We start from the raw sequence: 20,980 nt of genomic DNA, 5'->3' as shown, positions 1-20,980 counted from the left end.
GGTTATTTGCTGGTCAATTGCAGGTTGGCGGCGGCCGGCTTGCCGTCGAAGGTGGTCACGCCTTCCAGCCAGCGGGCCTGGTCTTGCGGGTGATCCTTGAGCCACTGCTTGGCGGACTCGATGGCGTCCTTGTGGTCCAGCAACGGCTGCATCATCCGGCTCTCGTCGGCGGCGGTGAAGGTCAGGTTGGTCAGCAACTTGTGGATGTTCGGGCACTGTTCGGCGTAGGTCGGCGACGTCACGCTCCATACCGTTGCCATGCCTTCGTTCGGGCCCAGGGCGTCGTCGCTGCCGGTGAGGTAGGTCATGGCGACGTTGACGTTCATCGGGTGCGGCGCCCAGCCGAAGAACACCACGGCTTCCTTGCGGCGAACGGCGCGGTCGACGGCGGCGAGCATGCCGGCTTCGCTGGACTCCACCAGCTGGAACTTGCCCAGGCCGAATTGGTTCTTGGCGATCATCGCCTTGATCTGGGTGTTGGCGCCCGAGCCGGGTTCGATGCCGTAGATCTTGCCGCCCAGTTCTTTTTCGAACTTGGCGATGTCGGCAAAGGTCTTCAAACCCTTGTCGGCCAGGTAAGTCGGCACGGCCAGGGTGGCGCGCGCGTCTTCCAGGCTCGGCTTGTCGAGGACCTTGACCTGCTTGGCGTCGACGAACGGGGTAATGGTCTGCGTCATCAGCGGGTTCCAGTAGCCCAGGAACAGGTCCAGGCGTTGGTCACGGATGCCGGCGAAGATGATTTGCTGGGAGGCGCTGGTTTGTTTGGTCTTGTAGCCGAGGCCGTCGAGCAACACTTGGGTCATGGCGCTGGTGGCGATTACGTCGGTCCAGTTCACCACGCCCATGCGCACGTTCTGGCAGGACGCCGCGTCGGCGGCCAGTACGTTCGTGCTCAAGATGGCGCTGGCGCTGAGTGCAAGCACGCAGCGGCTGATCAGTCGGTTCATGGTGGATCCCTCGGCAGGTCGTTATTGTGGGGTCCGGCGTCTTTGTGCGCCGTGAGGCCAAGTTACGTACCTTCGCGGGCCACAAAACGCACGGCGGCGACCAGCTCTTGCACTGCAGCGACCTGCCCCCTTGAATCCACCCGAGAACGGGAGTATCACAGTGCCACGCTGCCCGTCCTACGAGAGCGCCACCATGTCCCAGGATTTCTACTTTTTGCTGATGCCGGGCTTCTCGGCCATTGGCTTTATCTCTGCGCTGGAACCACTGCGGGTGGCCAACCGCTTTCGTGGCGAGCTGTACCGCTGGCATGTGTTGAGTGCCGACGGCGGCGCGGTGCTGGCGAGCAATGGCATGTCGGTCAACGCCGACGCTGCGCTGGAGCCGCTGAAAAAAGGTGCGACGTTGTTAGTGGTGGCGGGTTTCGAACCCTTGCAGTTCGCCACACCCGCTCTGGAGCACTGGCTGCGCCGCCTCGATCACGACGGCGTGACCCTGGGCGCCATCGACACCGGCGCCTGCGTACTTGCTGAAGCCGGCCTGCTCGACGGCCATCGCTTGACCCTGCATTGGGAAGCCATCGACGCCTTCAAGGAATCTTATCCACAGCTCAGCGTGACCCAGGAACTGTTCGAGATCGACCGCCGCCGCATCACCTGCGCCGGCGGGACGGCCTCCATCGACCTGATGCTCGACCTGATCGCCCAGGCCCATGGCCCGGAACTGGCGATCCAGGTGTCCGAGCAGTTCGTGCTCGGCCGCATCCGCCCGCGCAAAGACCACCAGCGCATGCAGATCGCCACACGCTATGGCATCAACAACAAAAAGCTGGTGCAGGTGATTGGTGAGATGGAGCAGCACACCGAGCCACCCTTGAGCACCCTGGCCCTGGCAGAAGCGATCAAGGTTACGCGGCGCCAGCTGGAGCGCCTGTTCCGCCTACATTTGAACGACACCCCCAGCAACTTCTACCTCGGCCTGCGCCTGGAAAAAGCCCGGCAGCTCTTACGTCAAAGCGACATGAGCGTGCTGGAAGTGAGTATTGCCTGCGGGTTTGAGTCGCCGTCGTATTTCACCCGCAGTTATCGGGCGCGGTTTGCCAAGTGCCCACGGGAGGATCGGCGACGGGAGGTGGTTTGACGGGCAATTATAGTCAATTATACTCGTGACTATAATTTATAGTCCTTTGAATAATTGAGTATAAAACCATGTCCAAGCACAGCGGCTTTGTATTCCGCCGCCCCGCCCTGGCCAGCAGCATTGCCGACGGCCTGGTGGGGGCTGGCATTCAGGATTTCACCTCTGGCCTGTTTCTCGCAGCGCCGCGCCGAACAGGCAAAAGTACCTTTCTACGTGAAGACCTGATCCCGGAGTGTCAGCTTCGAGGCTGGCTGGCCGTGTATGTCGACCTGTGGGCGGACAAAGAGAAAGATCCGGCAGAGTTGATTGCCAGCGCGATTGCCGCCGCGCTGGTGCCCTATGAAAAGGGCATCCGCAAGCTGGCCAAGAACATTGGCATCGAAAAACTGAGCTTTCTGCGGACGTTGTCCTGGGATTTCAGCAAGCCTCAGTTGCCTGTTGGCGCGACGTTGACCCAAGCCTTGGAACTGCTGCACCACGCGGCGGAAAAATCCGTTGTGCTGGTCATTGATGAAGCGCAGCACGCGCTGACCAGCGATTCAGGTATCAACGCGATGTTCGCGTTGAAGGCCGCCCGGGATCAGCTCAACCAAGGGCGTGATGAGGAGGGCAGTGGGTTGCACCTGGTGTTCACCGGCTCCAACCGCGACAAGCTGGCCCATTTGGTTCTGGGCAAGAGCCAGCCGTTCTTCGGTTCCAGCATCACGCCGTTTCCGCTATTGGGCAAAGCGTTCACCCAGGCCTACACCGCACACCTCAACGCGAATCTGGCCAAGACTAACCAGTTCAACGCAGCCGACATTGATGAAGCGTTTGAGTTGGTAGGCCGTCGCCCTGAGATGTTGCGCACCATCATCGGTGAAGTGGCGCTGGAGCTGGGCGAGGCGAGCAACCTGGGCCAGCTGCTGCACAGCCGCGCCGAGTTACTGCGCGCGGGCGTGTGGACCGAGTTCGAAAGCGCCTGGAACAATCTCACTATTCCCCAACGTGCCGTGCTGGAAGTGATGGTGGAGCGTTCGCAAAACAACGAACCGTTCGCGCCGTTTACCGACAGCACCCTCGCGGCAGTCAGCAAGGCGCTGGAAGAGATGGGCAGCGATGTAGTGCCGGGCACCCAGACGATTCAGGCTTGCATTGATGCCCTGCGGGATAAGGAGCTGGTGTGGAAGTCGAGCCGGGGCGGGTATGCCCTGGAGGACAAGACGTTTGGCGATTGGCTGCGGCACAAGCGCCGTACACCTGACTAAGGGGCAACTCAAATCAAATGTGGGAGCTGGCTTGCCTGCGATGGCGGTGGGTCAGCACGATAGATGTCGACTGATGTACCGCTATCGCAGGCAAGCCAGCTCCCACAGTGGATAGGTGGTGTGGCTTATTTTTTTAGCAGGGCCGAACACGCCGCTTTGTAGGCTTCATGCTGGTACTTGTTCAGCGTCGCCGGCAAATCAAAGTTGTGCTTCTTGTTCTGGGCATTAATGGTCTGCGGCGACAGCAGCGTCACCTCCACACCGTCCAGCAACTGGAACACCCCTTCAATCTTGAACGTGGTCGGGCCCCCGGCAAATTCGCCTTTCTTGCTGCGCTTCTTGATGGCGATTCGCTCAATGGCGTTGTCCTGCACAAACGCCTTCACCTGGGTGGCGAAGGCTTTGACGTTGGCCGCTTCATCGTCGTCTTCCAGAGCGATTTTCTTGGTGGCCAAGGCGACATGAGTCAGCGCCCCGTTGTCGAGGGAAGCGACAGCGATGATGGCTTCGCTGCCTTTGATTTCGATGCCGCAAGTCTTCATGAGTAGCCTTGTTTCAGAGAGAAAGTGGCGGGGATTGTCGCTTATTCCTGTCCGATCGACTCCAAAAACTCTGACCGCTCATCACTCATCCGCGCCAGGCAATCGTTCTGCTGGATCGCGTATTCCTTGGTGCCGTTCACTGCCGGGAAGGTGTCTACGGCGCAATCGGCGTCACGCAGTTTTTCCCACTTCTGCTGGGCATCCTTCAGACGAGCGGTAATGTCGGCGAGCTGCGACTTGTTGCTGCCGTAGGTCGAACCCATGCGTTCGAGCAGGCCTTGGTAGTTATCCTTAAGCAATTGCTCGGCGGTGGTTTTGTTGTAGGTGGCGCATTCCAGGGTTTGCTTGTCGTTTTCGATGCCATCGCACGGCGTGTTGTCGGTGTCTTCAGCCGCGTGTGCGGTGGTTGCGATGAGTGCCAAAGCCAGGAAAATCGATTTCATTGCGCCGTCTCATATCAGGTGATGCGGAATTCTGGCCCAAGCGTAAGACAAATAACAGCTGCCAGTCAGACGCGTCATAGCAGCCTTTGTCGTGGATTGACGCTTTCGGCAATTCCCCTGTCGTTTTTGCACCCGGCTCTGTCGGCCCCTGGGCATATGCTGGCCCCAAAGCGCCGGCAGACGATTCGGCGCATGAATCGCCAATAAGGGGACGCCTGATGAGCCCAGCCGAATTGCACGCCGACAGCATCGTTATCGACGGGCTGATTATTGCCAAGTGGAACCGCGACCTGTTCGAGGACATGCGCAAAGGTGGTCTCACCGCCGCCAACTGCACCGTGTCGGTGTGGGAAGGGTTCCAGGCCACCATCAATAACATCGTGGCCAGCCAGACCCTGATCCGTGAGAACAGCGACCTGGTGATCCCGGTGAAAACCACCGCCGACATCCGTCGCGCCAAGGAGCTGGGCAAGACCGGCATCATCTTCGGCTTCCAGAACGCCCATGCTTTCGAAGACCAACTGGGTTATGTCGAGATCTTCAAGCAGCTCGGCGTGGGCGTGGTGCAGATGTGCTACAACACCCAGAACCTGGTCGGCACCGGCTGCTACGAGCGTGACGGCGGCCTGTCAGGCTTTGGCCGTGAGGTGGTGGGCGAGATGAACCGCGTCGGCATCATGTGCGACCTGTCCCACGTGGGCTCCAAAACATCCGAAGAGGTCATCCTCGAATCCAAGAAACCGGTGTGCTACTCCCACTGCCTGCCGTCCGGGCTTAAAGAGCACCCGCGCAACAAGTCCGATGAAGAGCTCAAGTTCATCGCCGACCACGGCGGTTTTGTCGGCGTGACCATGTTCGCGCCGTTCCTGGCCAAGGGCATCGATTCGACCATCGACGACTACGCCGAAGCCATCGAATACACCATGAACATTGTCGGTGAAGACGCCATCGGCATCGGCACCGATTTCACCCAGGGCCATGGCCAGGATTTCTTCGAAATGCTGACCCATGACAAGGGCTACGCCCGCCGCCTGACCAGCTTCGGCAAGATCATTAACCCGCTGGGCATCCGCACCGTGGGCGAGTTCCCCAACCTCACCGAGACCCTGCTCAAGCGCGGCCACAGCGAGCGTGTGGTGCGCAAGATCATGGGCGAGAACTGGGTCAACGTCTTGAAAGACGTCTGGGGCGAATAAGCCACCGCTCTCCTAATCCTTAACCCGCTGCCCTTCGCGCAGCGGGCATCCAAACGAATTTTCTGGAGTTAAGTTTCCATGGCCAAGATCGCCCCGCAATTGCCTATCGAAGTCGACAGCGAAACCGGTGTCTGGACTTCCGACGCCCTGCCGATGCTGTACGTGCCGCGCCATTTCTTCGTCAACAACCACATCGGTATCGAAGAAGTGCTGGGCGCTGACGCCTATGCCGAAATCCTCTACAAGGCCGGCTACAAGTCCGCCTGGCACTGGTGCGAAAAAGAAGCTGAATGCCACGGCCTGGAAGGCGTTGCGGTGTTCGAGCACTACATGAAGCGCCTGTCGCAACGCGGCTGGGGCCTGTTCAAGATCCAGGACATCGACCTGGACAAGGGCACCGCCAGCGTCAAGCTGGAACACTCGGCGTTCGTCTATGTGTACGGCAAGGTCGGGCGCAAAGTCGACTACATGTTCACCGGCTGGTTTGCCGGCGCCATGGACCAGATTCTTCAAGCGCGCGGGAGCCAGATCCGCACTGTCGCAGAGCAAGTCTACGGAGGCTCCGAAGAGGGCCACGATGACGGCCTGTTCACCGTCAAGCCGTTGTAAGCCGAGGACCGTGCCATGGCTTTCGAAGCAATGTTCCAGCCGATCCAGATCGGCAAACTGACCATTCGCAACCGCGTACTCAGCACTGCCCACGCCGAGGTGTATGCCACCGACGGCGGCATGACCACTGACCGCTATGTGAAGTACTACGAAGAGAAAGCCAAGGGCGGCATCGGCCTGGCGATCTGTGGCGGCTCCTCGGTGGTGGCCATCGACAGCCCGCAGGAATGGTGGAGCTCGGTGAACTTGTCCACCGACCGCATCATCCCGCACTTCCAGAACCTCGCCGACGCCATGCACAAGCATGGCGCCAAGATCATGATCCAGATTACCCACATGGGCCGTCGCTCGCGTTGGGACGGTTTTAACTGGCCGACGCTGATGTCGCCGTCCGGCGTGCGTGAGCCGGTGCACCGTGCCACCTGCAAGACCATCGAGCCGGAAGAAATCTGGCGCGTGATCGGCAACTACGCCCAGGCTGCACGCCGTGCCAAGGCCGGTGGCCTGGATGGCGTGGAACTGTCCGCCGTGCACCAGCACATGATCGACCAGTTCTGGAGCCCACGGGTCAACAAGCGTACTGACGAATGGGGCGGCACCTTTGAAGGCCGCATGAAGTTCGGCCTGGAAGTACTCAAGGCCGTACGCGCCGAAGTGGGCGATGACTTCTGCGTGGGCATGCGTCTGTGCGGTGACGAATTCCACCCGGACGGCTTGTCCCACGAGGACATGAAGCAGATCGCCAAGTACTACGACGACACCGGCATGCTCGATTTCATCGGTGTGGTCGGCTCAGGGTGTGACACGCACAACACCCTGGCCAACGTGATCCCGAACATGAGTTATCCACCGGAGCCATTCCTGCACTTGGCGGCCGGGATCAAGGAAGTGGTCAAGGTGCCGGTGCTGCATGCGCAGAACATCAAGGACCCGAACCAGGCCACGCGGATTCTGGAAGGCGGTTATGTGGACATGGTCGGTATGACCCGTGCGCATATTGCCGACCCGCACCTGATCGCCAAGATCAAGATGGGCCAGATCGACCAGATCAAACAGTGCGTCGGCGCCAACTACTGCATCGACCGCCAGTACCAAGGGTTGGATGTGTTGTGCATCCAGAACGCCGCGACCTCCCGCGAATACATGGGCGTGCCGCACATCATCGAAAAATCCACTGGGCCAAAACGCAAAGTCGTGGTGGTCGGTGCCGGCCCTGCCGGGATGGAAGCTGCGCGCGTCGCTGCCGAGCGTGGCCACGACGTGACCTTGTTCGAGAAAAAAGAATTTATCGGTGGGCAGATCACCACAGCGTCCAAGGCGCCGCAGCGTGACCAGATCGCCGGTATCACCCGCTGGTTCCAGCTGGAGCTGGCACGCTTGAAAGTTGACCTGCGCCTGGGCGTGGCGGCCGATGCCGACACCATCCAGGACTTGCGTCCGGACGTGGTGGTACTGGCGGTCGGCGGCACCCCGAACGTCGAACAGAACGAACACTGGGGCGCGGCCGAAGGCTTGGTCGTCAGCAGTTGGGACGTGCTCGACGGCAAAGTCGCGCCGGGCAAAAACGTACTGGTGTACGACACCATCTGCGAATTCACCGGCATGTCGGTGGCCGACTTCCTGGCCGACAAAGGCAGCCAGGTCGAGATCGTCACCGATGACATCAAGCCGGGCGTGGCCATTGGCGGTACGTCGTTCCCCACCTACTACCGCAGCATGTACCCCAAAGAAGTGATCATGACCGGCGACATGATGCTGGAAAAGGTCTACCGCGAAGGCGACAAGCTGGTGGCGGTGCTGGAGAACGAATACACCGGCGCCAAAGAGGAGCGGGTGGTGGACCAGGTGGTCGTCGAGAACGGCGTGCGTCCGGACGAAGCCATCTACTACGCACTCAAGGAAGGCTCGCGCAACAAGGGCCAGATCGACGTCGAAGCCCTGTTCGCGATCAAGCCGCAACCGTGCTTGAGCGAAGCGGGTGACGGGTACTTGCTGTTCCGCATCGGTGACTGTGTGGCGCAGCGCAATACCCACGCTGCGATCTATGACGCCCTGCGCCTGTGCAAGGATTTCTGACGGCTTGTGGAGAACCCTGTGGGAGCGGGCTTGCCCGCGATAGCGGTGGTTCAGTAGACATCTTTGTTGACTGACACACTGCAATCGCGGGCAAGCCCGCTCCCACAGGAATTGAGCAAGGCATCTCGACCTGCAAGACCCCGAGGTCTTTGGGAGCTTCACCATGCTGAACACCCTTCTTCCCATCCTGCTGTTCGCCGCCCTGGGCCTCGCCGTCCTCGGCGCCCTGCGCCGGGTGAACATGTGGCGCCGTGGCCGTGCGTCCAAGGTCGACTTGCTGGGCGGCCTTTTGGCCATGCCCAAGCGCTACATGGTCGACCTGCACCATGTGGTCGCCCGCGACAAATACATCGCCAACACCCACGTCGCCACGGCGCTCGGGTTTGTGCTGTCGGCGCTGCTCGCCATTCTGGTGCACGGCTTCGGCCTGCATAACCGCATTCTCGGTTATGCCTTGCTGTTGGCCTCGGTGCTGATGTTTGTCGGCGCCACGTTTGTGTACCTGCGCCGTCGCAACCCGCCGTCACGCCTGTCCAAAGGCCCGTGGATGCGCCTGCCGAAGAGCCTCATGGCGTTCTCGGTGAGCTTCTTCCTGGTCACCTTGCCGGTGGCCGGGATTCTGCCGGCTGACTTCGGTGGCTGGCTGCTCGCCGCCTTGCTGAGCGTGGGTGTGCTGTGGGGCGTGTCCGAAATGTTCTTCGGCATGACCTGGGGCGGCCCGATGAAGCACGCCTTCGCCGGTGCGCTGCACCTGGCCTGGCACCGCCGTGCCGAGCGCTTCGGCGGTGGCCGTTCCACCGGTTTGAAGCCGCTGGACCTCAGCGATAAAACCGCGCCCCTGGGTGTGGAAAAACCCAAGGATTTCACCTGGAACCAACTGCTCGGTTTTGACGCCTGCGTGCAGTGCGGCAAATGCGAAGCCGCGTGCCCGGCGTTCGCTGCCGGCCAACCGCTGAACCCGAAAAAACTCATCCAGGACATGGTCGTCGGCCTGGCCGGTGGTACCGATGCAAAGTTTGCCGGCAGCCCTTACCCGGGCAAAGCCATTGGCGAACACAGCGGTAACCCGCATCAGCCGATCGTCAACGGCCTGGTGGACGCTGAAACCCTGTGGTCCTGCACCACCTGCCGCGCTTGCGTGGAAGAGTGCCCGATGATGATCGAGCACGTGGACGCCATCGTCGACATGCGCCGCCACCTCACCCTGGAAAAGGGCGCGACCCCGAACAAGGGCGCCGAAGTTTTGGAAAACCTGATCGCCACCGACAACCCCGGCGGTTTTGCACCGGGCGGGCGGCTGAACTGGGCGGCGGATTTGAACCTGCCTTTGCTCAGCGAAAAAGGCACCACTGACGTGCTGTTCTGGGTCGGCGACGGCGCCTTCGACATGCGCAACCAACGCACCTTGCGTGCGTTCGTCAAAGTGCTGAAAGCAGCCAATGTGGACTTCGCGGTACTCGGCCTGGAAGAGCGCGACAGCGGCGATGTGGCTCGGCGCCTGGGCGATGAAGCTACGTTCCAACTGCTGGCCACACGCAATATCCAGACGCTGGAAAAGTACTGCTTCAAGCGCATCGTCACCTGCGATCCCCACAGCTTCCACGTGCTGAAAAACGAATACGGCGCCTTCAACGGCAACTACCTCGTGCAGCACCACAGCACCTTCATGGCCGAGCTGATCGGCGAGGGCGCGTTGAACCTGGGCCAGCACAAGGGCAACAGCGTGACCTATCACGACCCGTGCTACCTGGGCCGCTACAACGGCGAATACGAGGCGCCACGCCAAGTGCTGCGGGCGTTGGGGATCGAGGTCAAGGAAATGCAGCGCTCGGGCTTCCGTTCACGTTGCTGCGGTGGCGGTGGTGGGGCGCCAATCACCGACATTCCCGGCAAGCAACGGATCCCGGACATGCGCATGGAAGACATCCGCGAAACCGGTGCCGAGCTGGTGGCCGTGGGCTGTCCACAGTGCACGGCGATGCTTGAGGGTGTGGTCGAACCGCGCCCACTGATCAAAGATATTGCCGAGCTCGTTGCTGATGCCTTGCTCGAAGACGTCGCACCGGCAAAAGCTCCTTTAAAGCGCCCTGTCCAACAAAAGTCTGCGGAGGTGCACTGATGAGCGACATTATCCGCCGCGACCCCCGGGCCGAATGGATCGCCCGTAACCGCCTGCACCCGCTGCATGCGGCGATGCAGCCGGTGCAACACAGCTGGATGGGGCCCAACGGCGTCATCCGCAAGCATGTACATGGCGTCGGTTTTATCGGCCCCAACGGCATCAAGCGCATCGACCGCAGCGGCGCCCAACAGGGTGGCGCGGCCAAGCGCACGGTGGCGGTGGAAGTGCAGTTGCCGTTGCACCAGGTGCCAACGCCTGCGTTCTACATCAACGTGGTGCCGGACATGGTCGGCGGCCGCCTGAGCAGCCACGACCGCGACTTGCTCGGCCTGGCGCGGCAGTTGGCCGGCAGCGACGGCGCCGTGCTGGCGGTGGTGTTTGGCGAGCACAAGGAAAGCGCGTTTGCCGCAGCCGGCGTCGACCGCCTGCTGGTGTTGGAAGGTCACGCATTCGACGGTTATTCACCGGAACAACGTGTCCAGGGCCTGCGGGCTGTGGATAACCAATTCAACCCGCGTCACTGGCTGCTGCCCGACAGCCGCAGTGGCGGGGGCGAATTGGGCCGACGGTTTGCCGCCAGCCTCAAGGAACGCCCGGCCACCCGTGTCTGGCAGATCAAGGGCAACGAGTGCATTGGCCGCGCCGGCGCTGGCCAGGAAGACTTGGCCCGCCCTCTGCCGCGCCTGATCCTGGCGGCTGCCGAGTGCGCCGATCCGGTCAGCGAAACCCGTCACGAAGCCTTGCCCGTAGAGTTATCCACACCCCTGGCCCGCAGCCTGCCGCGTATCGAAGACCTCGGCGCAGTGGCGGTGGACCCGGCGGCGATTCCCATGGCCGAGGCGGAATTCATTTTCTCTGGCGGCAACGGCGTGAAGGACTGGGCGCTGTTCCACCAGACCGCCGCTGCACTGGGCGCCACCGAAGGCGCTTCGCGGGTGGCGGTGGACGACGGCTTCATGGCGCGTGATCGTCAGGTCGGCGCCAGCGGCACCTGGGTCACGGCACGGGTGTATGTGGCGGTGGGCATTTCCGGCGCGATCCAGCACCTGCAGGGCATTGGTGCCTGCGACAAGGTGGTGGCGATCAACCTGGACCCGGGCTGCGACATGATCAAGCGTGCCGACCTGTCGGTGATTGGCGAAAGCGCCGCGATCCTGCACGCCTTGATCGCAGCGGTCGAGGCCTACCGCAACGGCGCCAAGCGCGATGCAGCTTAAGGAGTTGGCCATGACCACGAATGTAATCAGCCTGGTGTCCATCGGCGCCCACCCCACTTCGGGGCGCCCGCGCCGTGCCGAGCAGGATGCGCGCGCCGTCGAACTGGGCCTGCAAATGGCTGGGGATAAGTTGCAGGTGCTGCATGCTGGCAACATCAACGAGCCGACCCTGCGCAGCTACCTGGGCATGGGGTTGCCCCAACTGCAGGTATTGGAGCAACCGGCGGGCAGCGATGCCTTGCCGGTGCTCAGCGACTACCTGCGCGAGGCAGGTGCCCAGGTGGTGCTCGCCGGCAGTCAGGCGGAAACCGGCGAAGGTTCGGGCATGCTGCCGTTCCTGCTTGCCGAACAATTGGGCTGGCCGTTGATCGTCGGGCTGGCGCAAGTGGAGTCCATCGACGGCGGCGTGGCCCATGTGCTGCAAGCCTTGCCGCGTGGCCAGCGGCGCCGCTTGAAGGTGCGCTTGCCCTTCCTGGCCACGGTGGATAACGCGGCGCCCAAGCCCCGGCAAAGTGCCTACGGCCCCGCGCAACGCGGCGAGCTGGCAGCCCATGAGGTCGAGGTGGAGGAGGACGAGTTATTCACAGGCGCCGTGCTGCAACCGGCCAAACCTCGGCCCAAGCGCCTCAAGGTGATCAAGGCCAAGAGCGGTGCCGATCGGATGAAAGCCGCGACGGCCAAGGCCAGTGGCGGCGGCGGGCAAGTGCTCAAGGGCCTCAGCCCGGAGGCGGGTGCCGAAGCCATCCTCAAGCTGCTGGTTGAAGAAGGCGTCGTACGCTAACCCAGCCACCCCCAAGCCTTGTAGGAGCCGGCTTGCCGGCGATGGCGGTAGGTCTTCGATACAAGCGTTGACTGACCCACCGCCTTCGCGGGCAAGCCCGCTCCCACATTTGTTTTTACGGTGTTCGCTAGATTACCCACAATCCCTGTTGACCCGTCTGTGGATAACCTGTTCGCGGCTGTCCACACCCCTTGCAAATCAAGCCCTCCAGCCCCCTGCACGAAAAACAACCAGGCTAACTGGCGGTTTTTCCTGGGTTTTTTCCCTGTGTGAAACCGCGTTTACACACAGACTTGCCCCCAAAGTCTGTTGGCGCTTCTGTGGATAAGATGTTCGCTATCGGCTGAGGGCCTTATAAAACGTGGCTTACACAGACTTGGGTAAAAAATGACCAATTTTACTGTGAAACCGTGAAAACCCCCGGTTCATGACGGTTTGATAGGGTTTTCCACAACGTTTTTGAAGTTACACCCAATCTCTGTTGGTGGCTCTGTGGATAAGGTGTTTGCGTACTGCTACAGGCCTCTATCTACGGGGTTTGTAGGTTTTTGATCAATAAGTGAGCAATGCATGCTGAAACCCATGAGTTGAATAAGTCACGGATTTTCTTCAATTAAATTCAGGTGAATGGCGCAGTTGCCCACAATTGCTGTGGGTGGCTTTGTGGATAAGTTGTTGGGTAACGGCTGGAGGGCAGGGCGTTAAAGGGTTTCAAGAGGTTTGATCAAATTTTGAACACTGTGCAGATGCAAATGTGGGAGCTGGCTTGCCTGCGATGAGTGCAGTGAATTCACCGCCGCTATCGCAGGCAAGCCAGCTCCCACAGTTTGGTCTTTGTGGGCTCTGTTACTCGTGTACTGCCACACCCTTGAGGTAAGGCGCTGGCGCCGCCCCCAGGTTGCTGAGCATGCGCTCGCTGTACCAGTCCACGAAGTTCACCACGCCGAACTCGTAAGTCTTGGAGTACGGGCCAGGCTGATAGGCGGTGGAGTTGATGCCGCGCTGGTTTTCTTCGGCCAGGCGACGGTCCTGGTCGTTGGTGGCGTCCCACACTTCGCGCATGCGCGCCGGGTCGTAGTCCACGCCTTCCACCGCGTCCTTGTGCACGATCCACTTGGTGGTGACCATGGTTTCCTGGGCGCTGATCGGCCACACGGTGAACACAATGATGTGGTCGCCCATGCAGTGGTTCCAGGAGTGGGGCAGGTGCAGGATGCGCATCGAGCCCAGGTCCGGGTTCTTGATGCGGCCCATCAGCTTGGCGCAGCCTTGCTTGCCGTCCATGGTCATCGACACGGTGCCCTTGAGCAGCGGCATGCGCACGATGCGGTTACGCAGGCCGAAGCTGGCGTGGGCGTAAGGGATCTTCTCGGCATCCCAGGCAGCGGCGGAGGCGGCGACGTGGTCCTTGAAGGCCTGGTCGGCACGCGGATCGGTGACGTCGTCCCATTCCAGCAGGGTTTTCAGCAGCTCCGGGTGCGACGCGTTGCAGTGGTAGCACTCGCGGTTGTTTTCCAGCACCAGTTTCCAGTTGGCTTTTTCCATCAAGGTGGTTTGCACCGCCACCTTGGTGTTTTCCATGTCGTACGGTTCCATGTAGTGGGTGAGCGTCGACAGGAAGTCATCGATGGCCGGCGGGTTCTCCGACAGGCTGATGAAGATGTAGCCGCCGGCGGTTTTCACGTTCACCGGCTTCAGGCCGTATTGCTTCATGTCGAAGTCGGCGCCCATCTCGGTGCCGGCGAACAGCAGGCGACCGTCCAGCTCGTAGGTCCACTGGTGGTAGTGGCACACGAGTTTGGCGACCTTGCCCTTGTCGCTGGTGCACAAGCGCGAACCACGGTGGCGGCAGACGTTGTGGAACGCATGTACCACGCCTTCGGCGCCACGGATCACGATGATCGGGTTCTTGCCCACTTGCAGGGTCAGGTAGTTGCCCTTGGTGGGGATTTCGCAGGTCATGCCGGCGATCAGCCACTCTTTCTGGAAGATCTCCTGCATGTCGATATCAAACAACCGCTCATCAGAGTAGAACGGCTGTGGCAGCGAAAAGGTGCGCTCGCGCTCTTGCAGCATTTGCGCGGTGGCCTTGCGTGCGGGTTCCAGCGGATCGCCCAAGCTTAAGGTTGCGGTGACGTCCATCGTGTAGGTCCTCATGGCCATTCTGTGTGGCCGAGATAAGTGGCTAATCAGGTGTGCAGCAAGGCGTAAAGAAAGCGTCGTTGTTGGGAGCGAGTGTGGGGCCGCCGATGGGCCGAACCTTATCCATGGGCGACATGGCCCAATCTGTTCCCGACGCGCAACCCTAGGTCGTTGGGGGCTGGTCGCGATAAGTATGTGAATGTCGCAGATAGGTAAATGGGTGGTTCTGGCGTTACGCAGAATCGCCACCATAAGGCCGATGTCGGCGGTGGAGAACAACATGTCCAATAATTTCCTGAATCCGGTAACCACCCAGACCTGGGCCAATGGTCGGCACATTGTCCGTTGCGTCAAAGTCATCCAGGAAACCTGGGACGTGCGCACCTTCTGCTTTATGGCCGACCAGCCGATCCTGTTCTTTTTCAAGCCGGGGCAGTTCGTCACCCTGGAGCTGGAAATCGAAGGCCAGCCGATCATGCGTTCCTACACCATTTCCAGCTCGCCGTCGGTGCCTTACAGCTTCTCGGTGACCATCAAGCGTGTGCCGGGCGGCAAGGTGTCCAACTGGCTGCATGACACGCTGCATGAAGGCCAGGAGCTGGCGGTGCACGGGCCGGTGGGCCTGTTCAATGCCATCGACTTCCCGAGCCCCAAAGTGCTGTACCTCAGCGGCGGCGTGGGTATCACGCCGGTTATGTCCATGGCGCGCTGGTTTTACGACACCAACGCCAATGTCGACATGACGTTTATCCACAGCGCCCGTTCCCCCAAAGACATCATTTACCACCGCGAGCTGGAGCACATGGCGTCGCGGATTGATAACTTCAGCCTGCACCTGATCTGTGAGAAACACGGGTTGGGTGAGCCGTGGGCCGGTTATCGCGGTTACCTGAACCACAAGATGCTCGAACTGATGGTGCCGGACTTCCTGGAGCGCGAAGTGTTCTGCTGCGGGCCTACGCCCTACATGAACGCGGTGAAGCGCCTGCTGGAAGTGGCCGGGTTCGACATGACGCGTTATCACGAGGAATCCTTCGGTGCCACGCCACCGGAAGCCCGTGCCGATGCAGTCGAACAAGCCGAACAAGCCGCCGACGCGCCGGAAATCGACCTGGCGGATCTGCACCAGGTGGAATTCATTGCCTCGGGCAAAAGCATTCGTGTGGCCCCGGGCGAAACCGTGCATGCGGCGGCGGCCAAGCTTGGCCTGTTGATTCCAAAAGCCTGCGGCATGGGCATCTGCGGCACGTGCAAGGTGATGAAGCTGGGGGGCGAGGTCGAGATGGACCACAACGGCGGGATCACCGAGGAAGACGAAGCCGAGGGCTACATCCTGTCGTGCTGCAGCGTGCCGAAAGGCGACGTGCGCATCGAATTCTAAAGGCTTGCACCGCCCCCTGTAGGAGCCGGCTTGCCAGCGATGGCGATCATGAGGACGCCATCGCAGGCAAGCCAGCTCCCACATGGGGGGGTGGTTATTGGGCGTAGATGTGTACGACGAAATGCTGACCTGATGCTGTCAATTCATAGACTTTATCGTAGATCCGCAACGTCCTTGATGGCTCGCGGATGGTGTCGCCGACTTTTGCGTATTTGCGGAACTCATCCCAGTCAATAACGGTGGTGCTGACGCTGCCGTCGCTTTCCAGGGTGTTGCCGATGCTCTGATATTCCATGGCTTAGCTCTCTATTGGATGTCCATTTCCGGCCGATCATTCGGCAGGTTGTCGTACCCGAAAGGAGAGCCGCTGCAGCGGCGTTTTCCTTCCGGGTTCCAAGAGGCTAGACAATGAAAATGCAGCGTGCTGCTGTCAGAAATATCAAATAACAGACTCGGCACTGCGCCAGTATCAGGCGCCCATCACTTCCCGAATATCCGCCGCCAGTTCTCTTACACGCTCTTCCTCGGTATCCCACGCACACATGAACCGTGCGCCGCCTTTACCGATGAAGGTGTAGAAGCGCCAGCCCTTGGCTGTCAGCGCCGCGATGGCGGGTTCCGACAGCTGCAGGAACACGCCGTTGGCCTGCACCGGGAACATCAATTCCACGCCAGGGATATCCGCCACCAGGCTGCTCAGCAGCTGCGCGCAATGGTTGGCGTGGCGTGCGTGTTTGAGCCAGGCGTCGTTTTCCAGCAAGCCCACCCACGGGGCCGAGAGGAAGCGCATTTTCGAGGCCAGTTGGCCGGCCTGTTTGCAGCGGTAATCGAAGTCTTCAGCCAGCTTGTGGTTGAAGAACAGGATCGCCTCGCCCACGGCCATGCCGTTCTTGGTACCGCCAAAGCACAGCACGTCGACGCCGGCTTTCCAGGTCAGGTCCGCTGGCGAGCAGCCAAGGAATGCGCAGGCGTTGGAGAAGCGCGCGCCGTCCATGTGCAGGTTCAGGCCCAGCTCCTTGCAGGTGACGCTGATGGCGCGAATTTCTTCCGGGGTGTACACGCTGCCCACTTCGGTGGCCTGGGTCAGGGTCACTACGCGGGGTTTCGGGTAGTGGATGTCCTGGCGCTTGAGGGCGATCTCGCGGATCGATTCCGGGGTCAGCTTGCCGTTTTCAGTGCGGGCGGTGAGCAGCTTGGAGCCGTTGGAGAAAAACTCCGGCGCGCCGCATTCGTCGGTTTCGACGTGGGCGGTTTCCGAGCAAATCACGCTATGGTAGCTCTGGCACAAGGACGACAGCGCCAGGGAGTTGGCGGCGGTGCCGTTGAAGGCGAAGAACACTTCGCAGTCGGTTTCAAACAGGTTGCGGAAACCGTCGGCGGCGCGGTGGGTCCATTCATCGTCGCCATAGGCACGCTGATGGCCCTGGTTGGCTTGTTCCATGGCGGCCCAGGCTTCCGGGCAGATGCCGGAATAGTTGTCGCTGGCAAATTGTTGGCTCTTGTCGGTCATGGCCCATTCCTGTGGTCGATGTTGGTGCGCACTGTAACCAAGATTGTCGCGGGTGCGCACGCTCTGTAAATGCAAAGTAACTGGGGAATTATGCACGGTACTGAAACGATTCCTGTCGGACGCGTCCGTGATGGCGCTTTGGATTTGCTCAAGTGGCTGGCCCTGCTGTGCATGGTGCTGGACCACCTGCGGTATGTCGGCTTGAGCCTGGATGGCCTGTACGTGCCGGGGCGCCTGGCGTTTCCGTGGTTTTGCCTGGCGATTGCAGCGAATCTGCACCGCGCACGAAATGCACCCGTGACCGGTCAATGGCGCTACCTGGGGTGGCTGTTGCTGTTCAGCGCGATCAGTGAAGTGCCATACCGCCTGTTTATCGACGATGCCGATACGTTGAACGTATTGCCGACCTTGGCGCTGGGCCTGCTGGTTGCCCGAGGATGGCAGCAGAAGACGCTTTTTGATCGAGGATTGGCGCTGATTGCCGTCATGATTGCCGCTGTGTTTTCCGCGCAGTTGATGTTCGGTTTTTTCGGTGTGTTGTTGCCGTTGGCGATGCTGTTGGTGTTTCGTCGTGCCTGGTATTTCAACCTGCTGCCGGGGGTGGTTTGCGTGGCCGCCAATCAATGGCAGATTTTGCTCGAGAGCGGCACGCCGGTCGCATTGATGGGGTTGGCGGCATGTCTGATTGCGCCATTGGCTGGTCTGTTTCTGTTGCGACGTGCCAAAAACGTCTCGCCACCGGCCATGCGGCGTTGGGCTTATGTCCTCTATCCCCTGCATTTCCTGCTGCTGTTACTCGTCCGCCAGATCATCGCCTAACCCCCTGTGGGGCGGGCTTGTGTGGGAGCTGGCTTGCCTGCGATGCAGACACCTCGGTCTCTCAGCTAAACGGTGGTGATGCCATCGCAGGCAAGCCAGCTCCCACAAAAGCCAGCGCCCATACAGGCCCATTCTCACATTTGTTCTGCGCCGCTCAATGAATGTCGTAAACGCACCTTTGCGTGGCGTGCGTAGGCATTTGACCTGTCTGCACCAGCCCTACCATCGCATCAAAGGGCCCTGCGAGGGCCTCAACAATACGAAAGGCTGGGAGAGACGCGATGTTCAGCAAAAAAGACCAGATCCAGGGATATGACGACGCACTGCTGGCGGCCATGAATGCCGAAGAGCAACGTCAGGAAGATCATATCGAGCTGATCGCGTCAGAGAACTACACCAGCAAACGCGTGATGGAAGCCCAAGGCAGCGGCCTCACCAACAAATACGCCGAAGGCTACCCGGGCAAGCGCTACTACGGTGGCTGCGAGCACGTGGACAAGGTCGAAGCCCTGGCCATCGAGCGCGCCAAGCAACTGTTCGGCGCCGATTACGCCAACGTGCAGCCGCACTCCGGTTCCTCGGCCAACAGCGCCGTGTACCTGGCCCTGATCAACGCCGGCGACACCATCCTGGGCATGAGCCTGGCCCACGGCGGTCACCTGACCCACGGCGCCAAAGTGTCGTCCTCGGGCAAGCTGTACAACGCGGTGCAATACGGCATCAACACCGACACCGGCCTGATCGACTACGACGAAGTCGAGCGCCTGGCGGTGGAGCACAAGCCAAAAATGATCGTGGCCGGTTTCTCTGCCTACTCCAAGACCCTGGATTTCCCACGCTTCCGTCAGATCGCCGACAAGGTCGGCGCGCTGCTGTTCGTGGACATGGCCCACGTCGCCGGCCTGGTTGCCGCTGGCCTGTACCCGAACCCGCTGCCGTATGCCGATGTGGTCACCACCACCACCCACAAGACCCTGCGCGGTCCACGGGGCGGCTTGATCCTGGCCAAGTCCAACGAAGAGATCGAAAAGAAACTCAACGCTGCCGTGTTCCCGGGCGCCCAGGGCGGCCCGCTGATGCACGTCATCGCCGGCAAGGCCGTGTGCTTCAAGGAAGCGCTGGAGCCTGGCTTCAAGGCCTATCAGCAACAAGTGATCGACAACGCCCAGGCCATGGCCGGCGTGTTTATCAAACGTGGCTACGATGTTGTGTCCGGCGGCACCGACAACCACCTGTTCCTGGTCAGCCTGATCCGTCAGGGCCTTACCGGCAAAGAGGCGGACGCCGCCCTGGGCCGCGCCCACATCACCGTCAACAAGAACGCCGTGCCGAATGACCCGCAGTCGCCGTTCGTGACCTCGGGCCTGCGCATCGGCACCCCGGCGGTGACCACGCGTGGTTTCAAAGTGCCGCAGTGCATCGAACTGGCTGGCTGGATCTGCGACATCCTCGACAACCTCGGCGACGCCGACGTCGAGGCCAACGTGGCCAAGCACGTGTCTGCCCTGTGCGCTGATTTCCCGGTTTATCGCTGAGCGCGGTTTTGGAGTAATGACTATGCAACGCTACTCGGGCTTCGGCCTCTTCAAGCACTCACTCAGCCACCACGAAAACTGGCAGAAGATGTGGCGCACGCCGACCCCCAAGAAGGTCTACGACGTGGTCATCGTCGGCGGCGGCGGGCATGGTCTGGCGACCGCCTATTACCTGGCTAAAGAGCACGGCATCACCAACGTGGCCGTGGTCGAGAAAGGCTGGCTGGGCGGCGGTAACACCGCGCGCAACACCACCATCGTGCGTTCCAACTACCTGTGGGACGAGTCGGCGCACCTGTACGAACACGCGATGAAACTGTGGGAAGGCCTGTCCCAGGACCTGAACTACAACGTGATGTTCTCCCAGCGTGGTGTGTACAACCTGTGCCACACCCTGCAAGACATCCGTGATTCCGAGCGCCGCGTGAGTGCCAACCGCCTCAACGGCGTGGACGGCGAACTGCTCAATGCCAAGCAAGTGGCCGACGAGATCCCGTACCTCGACTGCTCCAAGAGCACCCGCTACCCCGTGCTGGGCGCCACCGTGCAACGTCGTGGCGGCGTGGCCCGTCACGATGCCGTGGCCTGGGGCTTTGCCCGTGCGGCTGACGCACTGGGCGTGGACCTGATCCAGCAGACCGAAGTGATCGGTTTCCGCAAGGAAAACGGCGTGTGCATCGGCGTGGAAACCAACAAGGGCTTTATCGGCGCCAAGCGCGTCGGTGTGGTCACCGCCGGTAACTCTGGGCACATGGCCTCGCTCGCGGGCTTCCGCCTGCCGATTGAGTCCCACCCGCTGCAAGCGTTGGTGTCGGAGCCGATCAAGCCGATTATCGACAGCGTGATCATGTCCAACGCCGTACACGGTTACATCAGCCAATCCGACAAGGGCGACCTGGTGATCGGCGCCGGTATCGACGGCTACAACGGCTACGGCCAGCGTGGCTCGTACCCGGTGATCGAACACACCATCCAGGCCATCGTCGAGATGTTCCCGGTGCTGTCGCGCGTGCGCATGAACCGTCAGTGGGGCGGCATCGTCGACACCACGCCGGATGCGTGCCCGATCATCTCCAAGACCCCGGTACCGAACATGTTCTTCAACTGCGGTTGGGGTACTGGTGGCTTCAAGGCCACCCCAGGCTCAGGCAACGTGTTTGCCGCCAGCCTGGCCAAGGGTGAGATGCACCCGTTGGCGGCACCTTTCTCCATCGACCGTTTCCACAACGGTGCGTTGATCGACGAACACGGCGCTGCGGCCGTCGCCCACTAACA

Annotated in this window: 18 protein-coding genes; 12 read left to right on the top strand and 6 right to left on the bottom strand. The window is 61.0% G+C overall.

Annotated features, from left to right (window positions below):
- Positions 1 to 2: 2 nt before the first annotated feature.
- Positions 3 to 947 carry a choline ABC transporter substrate-binding protein gene (locus HX792_RS14170; protein WP_176996684.1) on the bottom strand — a complete coding sequence of 315 codons (945 nt, stop codon included), beginning with the start codon at positions 945 to 947 and terminating at the stop codon, positions 3 to 5.
- A 193-nt stretch (positions 948 to 1,140) separates the two neighbouring features.
- Here HX792_RS14170 and HX792_RS14165 point away from each other — a divergent pair, with 193 nt between their 5' ends.
- Together HX792_RS14165 and HX792_RS14160 are read left to right on the top strand one after the other, a co-directional pair.
- On the top strand, positions 1,141 to 2,085 hold the full coding sequence (locus HX792_RS14165) for a GlxA family transcriptional regulator (protein ID WP_176996683.1): 945 nt from the start codon (positions 1,141 to 1,143) through the stop codon (positions 2,083 to 2,085).
- Positions 2,086 to 2,153: 68 nt separating this feature from the next.
- Entirely contained in the window at positions 2,154 to 3,332 is a 1,179-nt protein-coding gene (locus HX792_RS14160) for an AAA family ATPase (protein WP_176996682.1), read from the top strand.
- Between the two features lie 125 nt (positions 3,333 to 3,457).
- On the opposite strand, the gene HX792_RS14155 is transcribed toward HX792_RS14160, so the two are convergent.
- Together HX792_RS14155 and HX792_RS14150 are read right to left on the bottom strand one after the other, a co-directional pair.
- Entirely contained in the window at positions 3,458 to 3,874 is a 417-nt protein-coding gene (locus tag HX792_RS14155) for a DUF3010 family protein (protein ID WP_176996681.1), read from the bottom strand.
- Between the two features lie 41 nt (positions 3,875 to 3,915).
- Positions 3,916 to 4,317, bottom strand: coding sequence for a lysozyme inhibitor LprI family protein (locus HX792_RS14150; protein ID WP_176996680.1), 402 nt, complete (start codon positions 4,315 to 4,317; stop codon positions 3,916 to 3,918).
- Positions 4,318 to 4,535: 218 nt separating this feature from the next.
- Here HX792_RS14150 and HX792_RS14145 point away from each other — a divergent pair, with 218 nt between their 5' ends.
- The 6 genes from HX792_RS14145 (at position 4,536) to HX792_RS14120 (ending at position 12,318) form a co-directional block, all read left to right on the top strand.
- The gene (locus HX792_RS14145; protein ID WP_176996679.1) at positions 4,536 to 5,513 is read left to right on the top strand and encodes a dipeptidase; all 978 of its coding nucleotides are present in this window, start codon (positions 4,536 to 4,538) and stop codon (positions 5,511 to 5,513) included.
- Positions 5,514 to 5,591: 78 nt separating this feature from the next.
- A complete protein-coding gene (locus tag HX792_RS14140) occupies positions 5,592 to 6,122 on the top strand; it encodes a DUF5943 domain-containing protein (protein ID WP_016977793.1) in 531 nt (176 codons plus the stop codon).
- 15 nt (positions 6,123 to 6,137) lie between these two features.
- Complete coding sequence (gene dgcA / locus HX792_RS14135; protein ID WP_176996678.1) at positions 6,138 to 8,198, top strand: dimethylglycine demethylation protein DgcA; 2,061 nt, start codon at positions 6,138 to 6,140, stop codon at positions 8,196 to 8,198.
- Between the two features lie 163 nt (positions 8,199 to 8,361).
- Positions 8,362 to 10,317 carry a dimethylglycine demethylation protein DgcB gene (dgcB, locus tag HX792_RS14130; RefSeq protein ID WP_176996677.1) on the top strand — a complete coding sequence of 652 codons (1,956 nt, stop codon included), beginning with the start codon at positions 8,362 to 8,364 and terminating at the stop codon, positions 10,315 to 10,317.
- Positions 10,317 to 11,537 (top strand): electron transfer flavoprotein subunit alpha/FixB family protein, encoded by a 1,221-nt coding sequence (locus tag HX792_RS14125; protein ID WP_176996676.1) that lies wholly within the window; start codon positions 10,317 to 10,319, stop codon positions 11,535 to 11,537. The genes dgcB and HX792_RS14125 overlap by 1 nt, the downstream gene beginning before the upstream one ends.
- Positions 11,538 to 11,547: 10 nt before the next feature.
- Positions 11,548 to 12,318 carry an electron transfer flavoprotein subunit beta gene (locus tag HX792_RS14120; RefSeq protein WP_176996675.1) on the top strand — a complete coding sequence of 257 codons (771 nt, stop codon included), beginning with the start codon at positions 11,548 to 11,550 and terminating at the stop codon, positions 12,316 to 12,318.
- 846 nt (positions 12,319 to 13,164) lie between these two features.
- Here HX792_RS14120 and gbcA read toward each other — a convergent pair.
- A complete protein-coding gene (gene gbcA / locus HX792_RS14115; RefSeq protein ID WP_016972861.1) occupies positions 13,165 to 14,460 on the bottom strand; it encodes a glycine-betaine demethylase subunit GbcA in 1,296 nt (431 codons plus the stop codon).
- Positions 14,461 to 14,740: 280 nt separating this feature from the next.
- Between gbcA and gbcB the strand changes: the two genes are divergently transcribed.
- The gene (gene gbcB / locus HX792_RS14110; protein WP_028618224.1) at positions 14,741 to 15,841 is read left to right on the top strand and encodes a glycine-betaine demethylase subunit GbcB; all 1,101 of its coding nucleotides are present in this window, start codon (positions 14,741 to 14,743) and stop codon (positions 15,839 to 15,841) included.
- A gap of 94 nt (positions 15,842 to 15,935) precedes the next feature.
- Here the strand turns inward: gbcB and HX792_RS14105 are convergent, their stop codons facing one another.
- Both HX792_RS14105 and HX792_RS14100 read right to left on the bottom strand, forming a co-directional pair.
- The gene (locus tag HX792_RS14105) at positions 15,936 to 16,136 is read right to left on the bottom strand and encodes a hypothetical protein (RefSeq protein ID WP_176996674.1); all 201 of its coding nucleotides are present in this window, start codon (positions 16,134 to 16,136) and stop codon (positions 15,936 to 15,938) included.
- Between the two features lie 174 nt (positions 16,137 to 16,310).
- Positions 16,311 to 17,351, bottom strand: coding sequence for a low specificity L-threonine aldolase (locus tag HX792_RS14100; protein ID WP_110620199.1), 1,041 nt, complete (start codon positions 17,349 to 17,351; stop codon positions 16,311 to 16,313).
- A gap of 90 nt (positions 17,352 to 17,441) precedes the next feature.
- On the opposite strand from HX792_RS14100, the gene HX792_RS14095 reads away from it, so the two are divergent.
- The 3 genes from HX792_RS14095 (at position 17,442) to HX792_RS14085 (ending at position 20,978) form a co-directional block, all read left to right on the top strand.
- The gene (locus HX792_RS14095; protein ID WP_176996673.1) at positions 17,442 to 18,170 is read left to right on the top strand and encodes a TraX family protein; all 729 of its coding nucleotides are present in this window, start codon (positions 17,442 to 17,444) and stop codon (positions 18,168 to 18,170) included.
- A 281-nt stretch (positions 18,171 to 18,451) separates the two neighbouring features.
- Positions 18,452 to 19,705, top strand: coding sequence for a serine hydroxymethyltransferase (gene glyA / locus HX792_RS14090; RefSeq protein ID WP_176996672.1), 1,254 nt, complete (start codon positions 18,452 to 18,454; stop codon positions 19,703 to 19,705).
- A 22-nt stretch (positions 19,706 to 19,727) separates the two neighbouring features.
- Complete coding sequence (locus tag HX792_RS14085) at positions 19,728 to 20,978, top strand: sarcosine oxidase subunit beta (RefSeq protein WP_176996671.1); 1,251 nt, start codon at positions 19,728 to 19,730, stop codon at positions 20,976 to 20,978.
- Positions 20,979 to 20,980 lie beyond the last annotated feature (2 nt).

Source organism: Pseudomonas sp. B6002, from assembly GCF_013385985.1.
Taxonomy (GTDB): Bacteria; Pseudomonadota; Gammaproteobacteria; order Pseudomonadales; family Pseudomonadaceae; genus Aquipseudomonas.
This window is presented reverse-complemented; position numbering and strand designations above follow the sequence as displayed.